This is a genomic window from Lacticaseibacillus zeae DSM 20178 = KCTC 3804, assembly GCF_000260435.1.
Lineage (GTDB): Bacteria > Bacillota > Bacilli > Lactobacillales > Lactobacillaceae > Lacticaseibacillus > Lacticaseibacillus zeae.
In genome coordinates this window covers 1-5,423 of the sequence record NZ_BACQ01000039.1, presented here as the reverse complement: position 1 = coordinate 5,423, position 5,423 = coordinate 1, and the positions used below count along the sequence as shown (strand labels likewise).

The window sequence follows — 5,423 nt, the reverse complement described above, 5'->3', positions numbered from 1 at the left end:
ATAAATCCAGGGCCAGGCCAAAACTCAATCCGGTAAATCGCCAGACGAAATCAAAGCGATGGAAAAGCGACTGGCTTCGCTGTCTGAGGAGAACGAAATCCTAAAAAAAAGCCCTGGGCTTCCTTGCGCAGAAGTAACCAATATCTTTGATTACATTCACCAAGAAAGCCATCACCACCAGGTAACCAAGATGTGGATTGAAGTCAATATTTGAGACGGATTTTAAGAGACATTCAGAACCGCGTTTACCTTCCACAGCTCAAATAAATCATTAATCGCGATTAATAACTTATTTGAACCCTGGAAAGAATTAAATCAGGCGGCCATTTGGCTCGTAAGTGTTACAATTTCAACTTGTAAGGGGGTCTGGTAGCCCAGTGGTTTAAAATAAACACGAATTCAATAAAGCATTGATAGCTATCAGCCAATCACAACATGTGGGTCTTATATATCTTTAGTTTAAAAGAACGTCATAGGAGATGCTAGTATGAATGAAGATCGCAAGGAACGACTATGGGTGACATCTTTTTTTGCAGCTTTTGTGGCTACAATTATTTTTTCTGTTGGTATCACTAAGTATCAATATGATGGTCATTCATATTACATGAAGATTGATAGTCAGCCTATTATTTCAAACGTTGAAGTACCTGTTGGAATATCAATTCAAGGATATACTTACCAAGGTACTGCTAAGGATGCGCAAGGAAAAATAGGGAGTTTTAAATTAAGCACAGATGAACACGATATTGGGCCATTTAAGGCAGGACAAATTATAAAAATTAATGTCAACAGAAAATATGGCATCGTTGATTATCAAAGAGTAACTACAAAAGAAACACCGGTCAAGGCACGTTAGGGTGTACCCTATTGTAACTAAAGTGAGAAGGGAGTATTATTAGTTACATATAAGTGACCCGGAGGTGATCTAGAATTGTCTAAAATCGGTTATGCGCGTGTTAGTACGCGTGATCAAAATCTGGCGCGTCAAATTGAACAGCTACATGATGCCGGTGTTAATAAAATCTTTCAAGAGAAGCTTTCAGGTAAAAATGCCGATCGTCCTCAACTGAAAGCAATGTTAGACTATATTCGTGATGATGATGAAGTAGTGGTACTGAGCCTTGATCGACTTGGTCGCAATTCTCATGATTTAACTGACATCATCGAAACCATTCGGCATCGTGGAGCTCAATTGAACGTTCTAAATCTACCTAGCTTTGCAAGTATTGAAGATCCTAACCTTCGTAACTTGATTACGACAATTATTGTCGAACTATATAAGTATATTGCTCAAGAAGAGCGCGAAACTATTAAGATACGGCAACAACAAGGCATAGAAATTGCCAAACGCCAGGGCAAATATAAAGGCAAAATTCGCGAATATGGTCCTCATTCACCTAATCGTCAAAAACGCTATATTTATAAAGAAGCCTGTCGCCTTTTAAATAGGAAGAAAGACGGAGATGAAACTCTGACCAAGCGACAAATTGCTCGCATGTTAGGTATTGCACCAGTAACCTTATATCGCATCGAAAAGTATCAGGCAGAAGATCTAGCAAATGTTCCTCGTAGTGAGAGGTAAACATCATGATAGATTTAAGGGGCAAACGAATTCTCTTTACAGGCCGTTTGCGATCTTTTCGTCGTTTCCAGGCACAACAGTTAGCAACTATTCTAGGAGCAAAACCTGTCAACGGGATTGACAAAAATGTCGATATCCTTGTGGTTGGTATTATTAGCAAACCCTATGATCAACTACTTACCACTCAAAAGTTAACGTATGCTAGAACCTATGGCATTCCAAAGATTGACGAATTAGCCTTTATTTCATGGTGCCAATGGCGATTAGATCAATTGAAAGCAACTCTTTAAGTACCTTCTTATCAAACAAGGGGATTAGTATGCAAAAGCGTATCGATTTGGCCAATCAAACGTTTGGGCGACTCACAGTCATTAGTTTTTTGGAAGCAGTTCTAATGGAAACGCGCTTTGGCTCTGTCAATGTCAATGTGGAAATAAATGTATTGTTGACAGTCAACGACTTCAAAAAGGATTCACTCGCAGTTGTGGGTGTTTGCGATCAGAAATAAGCAGATTAAACATAAAAGGTAGATTGAAAAATTAATCCGAACAGCGTTCGGATTAATTTTACAATCTACCATATCAAGTAACAGTTAGCTCACTGACCAGTAATTTGATCATGCTCACCCGGGGTCAATATTTTGGTCATCACCGTAATCAAATACGCTTGTTCGCGCTCAATTTCAGTTCCCGGCAATTCCAGCATTAACCGCGCTAGGTAACCGAATAGCTGCGATAACAAACTTTGCAGTATCAAATCATTCGGCCAATCCACAATCAAATGATCTGATTTTAGTTGATTTATGACACTTCCCATCTGCTTGACCATCTTAGGCGCAATCTGGCTAAGAATCTGTTCGCGTCGTTCGGTGTCAAAAGCTGCCATTTCAAAAATGACCTTTAACTCTTTCACGTTAGCTTTAGCAAATGCAACTCGGTCCGTAAAAATTGCTGTGACGAATGCCTGTAGACTGGGATAACGCTGCCGTAATTCATCCTCTGAAAAATCACTCGCTAAAATTGGCACAATGTGCGCGGCAATTGGTGCTAAGATGGCATCCCGTAAGGCCGCCTTAGTCTTATACCGCCGATAGACCGTCCCCTCTGCAACGCCGGCCCGTTGTGCAATATCACTAGTACTGGTCTGGTCAAAACCCTTTTCAGCAAACAAATCGAGACTTGCCTGGAGGATGGCCCGTTGCTTAGGTGTAATCGTTTCATTCTGACTTAGATCCTGTTGAAAATAATCCCGTATCCGTGGTCGTTCCATATCCTCACACCTTCCGATAACGTTTCATTCCAACAATATTCAACATTGTTAGTACGACCATAAACCCTACCAATATTAACAAATTGACACCAATATCGCCAAGCCCAGCACCCTTTGTCACAACAGCCGTCAACGCATTAGCACCATAGTATAACGGCATGATGTGGGCAATTGCTTGCAACCAACTGGCCATGCCATCGACTGGAACCAACCCAGCAAAAAAGATTTGTGGTACAACAATCAGTGGAATAAACTGAATCATTTGAAATTCTGAGTTAGCAAAGGTGGAAATAAAGATACCCAAGGTCAAAGCCACTAACGCTAATAATAAGTTAGTCAGAAAGACCAGCCAAATACTACCAACTAAGTGAATCTTGAAGACCGTAATTGTAAAAACAACGGTCAGGACAGTCTGAATGATGGCAAAGCCCCCATAACCAATTAGATAGCCCATAATAATTTCACTCCGTCGAATCGGGGTTGCAAGTAGCCGGCTTAGGGTTCCAGTAGTGCGTTCATTCAAAAGTGAAACGCCAGAAATCAAGAACACAAAGAAGAAGACAAAGAAACCGAGAAAGGCTGGCAAAAAGTTTTCAAAGAACGTTGAATCACTACTACCATAAATATAATGACTGCTAGTGGTATAGGTCGTCGTTTGTGATTGACTATTTGTTGGCGCCGTAGCACTCGCTGTAGCCTGCCTCAATTGCTTTTGAATTTTAGCCGCAGCAGCCGTATTCCCACTTGCCTGTGCTTGGGCCAAGGCCGTCTTTAGCTTGCTAACCGTTGCCTGTTTTTGCGTTTGCAACACCTTTTTTTGTGCTTTAGTAGCCGTGACCAACGTCTGAATTTTTAATTTGACCAGTCCGCTTTGCAAAGAAGCTTTGATCAATGACGTATTGGTCGGATTACTATTAGAATACGTGATCGTTAAGTTGCCATCTTTTTGCGTCAAATATCCATCCAAATCATGCTGCTTAATCATCGCTTTTGCCTGGTTACTGCTGTAATGGTGAATATCGACATGCTTCGTATTAATGGCTTTGACCACCTGATGATCAACATTGTGAACACCTAAAGTCGCCACTTGAGTCGTGTTATTTTGAAACAAAAAATACATCAACGCCATAATTAAGAGTGGTGCCAAAAACATCAGCGCCAAGGTACGCTTATCACGTAACATTTGCTTAAAAACTCGTCTAACGATTGCCATCGTTCGCATCTTGCATCCGCCCCGCTTTCAAAAAGACCTGTTCGATCGTATCTACTGCATACTGTTGTTTCAGTGCCGCGGGTGTCCCCTCAGCAAGCGCAATCCCGTGCCGAATCAACATGAGATAATCACACCGTTCTGCTTCGTCCATGACATGCGTTGTCACGAGCATCGACTTACCGGTATCCTTGAGCTTATTTAGTTCGGTCCAAATTTGTTGCCGTAATTCTGGATCAATCCCAACGGTCGGTTCATCTAAAATCAATAATTGGGGATCCTGAATCAGGGCGATTGCCAACGACAAGCGCCGTTTCATCCCACCCGAATAGCCACTGACCCGCTTGTCTAATTGGGATGTCAAGTCAACTAATCCGGCTGCATAATCAATCATCTGTGCTAACTTTATTTTTGGAACACTCATTAATTGCCCAAAAAGGGTCAGGTTTTCACGGGCCGTTAGTGTCTCATACAAGGCGTCACTTTGGGCCATATACCCTACCTGTGCCATTACCGCCCTATTGGGCATCACCGTATCCATAACTTTAACAGTACCACTATCCACATCTTCCATCCCTAAAATACTCTTGATCAAGGTGGTCTTCCCAGCTCCCGATGGCCCAATCAAGCCATAAATCATTCCAGCCGGCAGTGTCAAATCAATCTGATTAAGCACTTGCTGATGACCAAAGTGCTTGCTGACCTGCTTGGCGATGACATAATCCGTTGCCATTTTAATAACCCTCTTCCTCGAAGCGAGTGTATACTCACTCACTTAATGGCTTTAATATAATCAGTACATCTCGGTTTGTCAACAGTAAAATGAGTTATCACTCACTTATTTTATTTCCCGCCCATTTGTCACCGCATTGCAAACAAAAATGCGCCACCCCGTTGTTGGGATATCGCATTTTAATTAAATATCAGCACTGATATAAGCGTTAGCAATGTTTTAACGATTGTTAATCTTGGTCAGCGATTTTTGTCCTAGCTCATAATCCAACTGACGCTCCGATTCCGGCATCATGTCGCCGCCAGTTGCCCAGACAATGTGGGTGACGTCTTTGCCAGCAAGCGTGGGAAATTGGGCCATGATGGGGGCGATCGCGGTAAAGCCGGCTGCAGCGGATGGTTCAACCATTACATCTTCGGTATCGACGAGCTTCGTCAAATAACGGTATGAATCATTATCTTCAAATGTTGCTGTTCCGAGTAATAGCGTTTGCATCACCTTGCCCGCCAATCGTGATGGCCGGCTAACAGCTAACCCACCAGCGGCAGTCAGGCCATCTAAACCGATGTCTTGAACAGCAATTTTTTCATTCAGCTTGGTCAATCCCTAGTTCCCTTGTATAAGAACCC

The 5,423-nt window shown here is 42.2% G+C and carries 7 protein-coding genes and 1 pseudogene; 4 read left to right on the top strand and 4 right to left on the bottom strand.

Going from position 1 to position 5,423, the window contains the following annotated elements; genetic code table 11:
- Positions 1–487 precede the first annotated feature (487 nt).
- From GSO_RS08485 to GSO_RS15800, 4 genes are all read left to right on the top strand, one after another.
- Positions 488–856: a YxeA family protein gene (locus tag GSO_RS08485; protein WP_010491071.1), complete on the top strand. Its 369-nt coding sequence runs from the start codon at positions 488–490 to the stop codon at positions 854–856.
- A gap of 75 nt (positions 857–931) precedes the next feature.
- The gene (locus GSO_RS08480; protein WP_003601979.1) at positions 932–1,582 is read left to right on the top strand and encodes a recombinase family protein; all 651 of its coding nucleotides are present in this window, start codon (positions 932–934) and stop codon (positions 1,580–1,582) included.
- Between the two features lie 5 nt (positions 1,583–1,587).
- On the top strand, positions 1,588–1,872 hold the full coding sequence (locus GSO_RS08475) for a BRCT domain-containing protein (RefSeq protein ID WP_002819966.1): 285 nt from the start codon (positions 1,588–1,590) through the stop codon (positions 1,870–1,872).
- Positions 1,873–1,901: 29 nt separating this feature from the next.
- Complete coding sequence (locus GSO_RS15800) at positions 1,902–2,090, top strand: hypothetical protein (RefSeq protein WP_010491042.1); 189 nt, start codon at positions 1,902–1,904, stop codon at positions 2,088–2,090.
- 89 nt (positions 2,091–2,179) lie between these two features.
- On the opposite strand, the gene GSO_RS08465 is transcribed toward GSO_RS15800, so the two are convergent.
- The 4 genes and pseudogenes from GSO_RS08465 to GSO_RS08450 all read right to left on the bottom strand — a co-directional run.
- Entirely contained in the window at positions 2,180–2,851 is a 672-nt protein-coding gene (locus GSO_RS08465) for a TetR/AcrR family transcriptional regulator (RefSeq protein WP_010491040.1), read from the bottom strand.
- A 4-nt stretch (positions 2,852–2,855) separates the two neighbouring features.
- Complete coding sequence (locus GSO_RS08460; protein WP_010009081.1) at positions 2,856–4,073, bottom strand: ABC transporter permease; 1,218 nt, start codon at positions 4,071–4,073, stop codon at positions 2,856–2,858.
- Positions 4,051–4,794, bottom strand: a complete 744-nt coding sequence (locus tag GSO_RS08455; protein WP_010491036.1) for an ABC transporter ATP-binding protein — start codon at positions 4,792–4,794, stop codon at positions 4,051–4,053. Before GSO_RS08455 ends, GSO_RS08460 begins: the two co-directional genes overlap by 23 nt.
- A 219-nt stretch (positions 4,795–5,013) precedes the next feature.
- A pseudogene (locus GSO_RS08450) lies at positions 5,014–5,397 on the bottom strand (pyridoxal-phosphate dependent enzyme); the annotation flags it as partial.
- Positions 5,398–5,423: the final 26 nt, after the last annotated feature.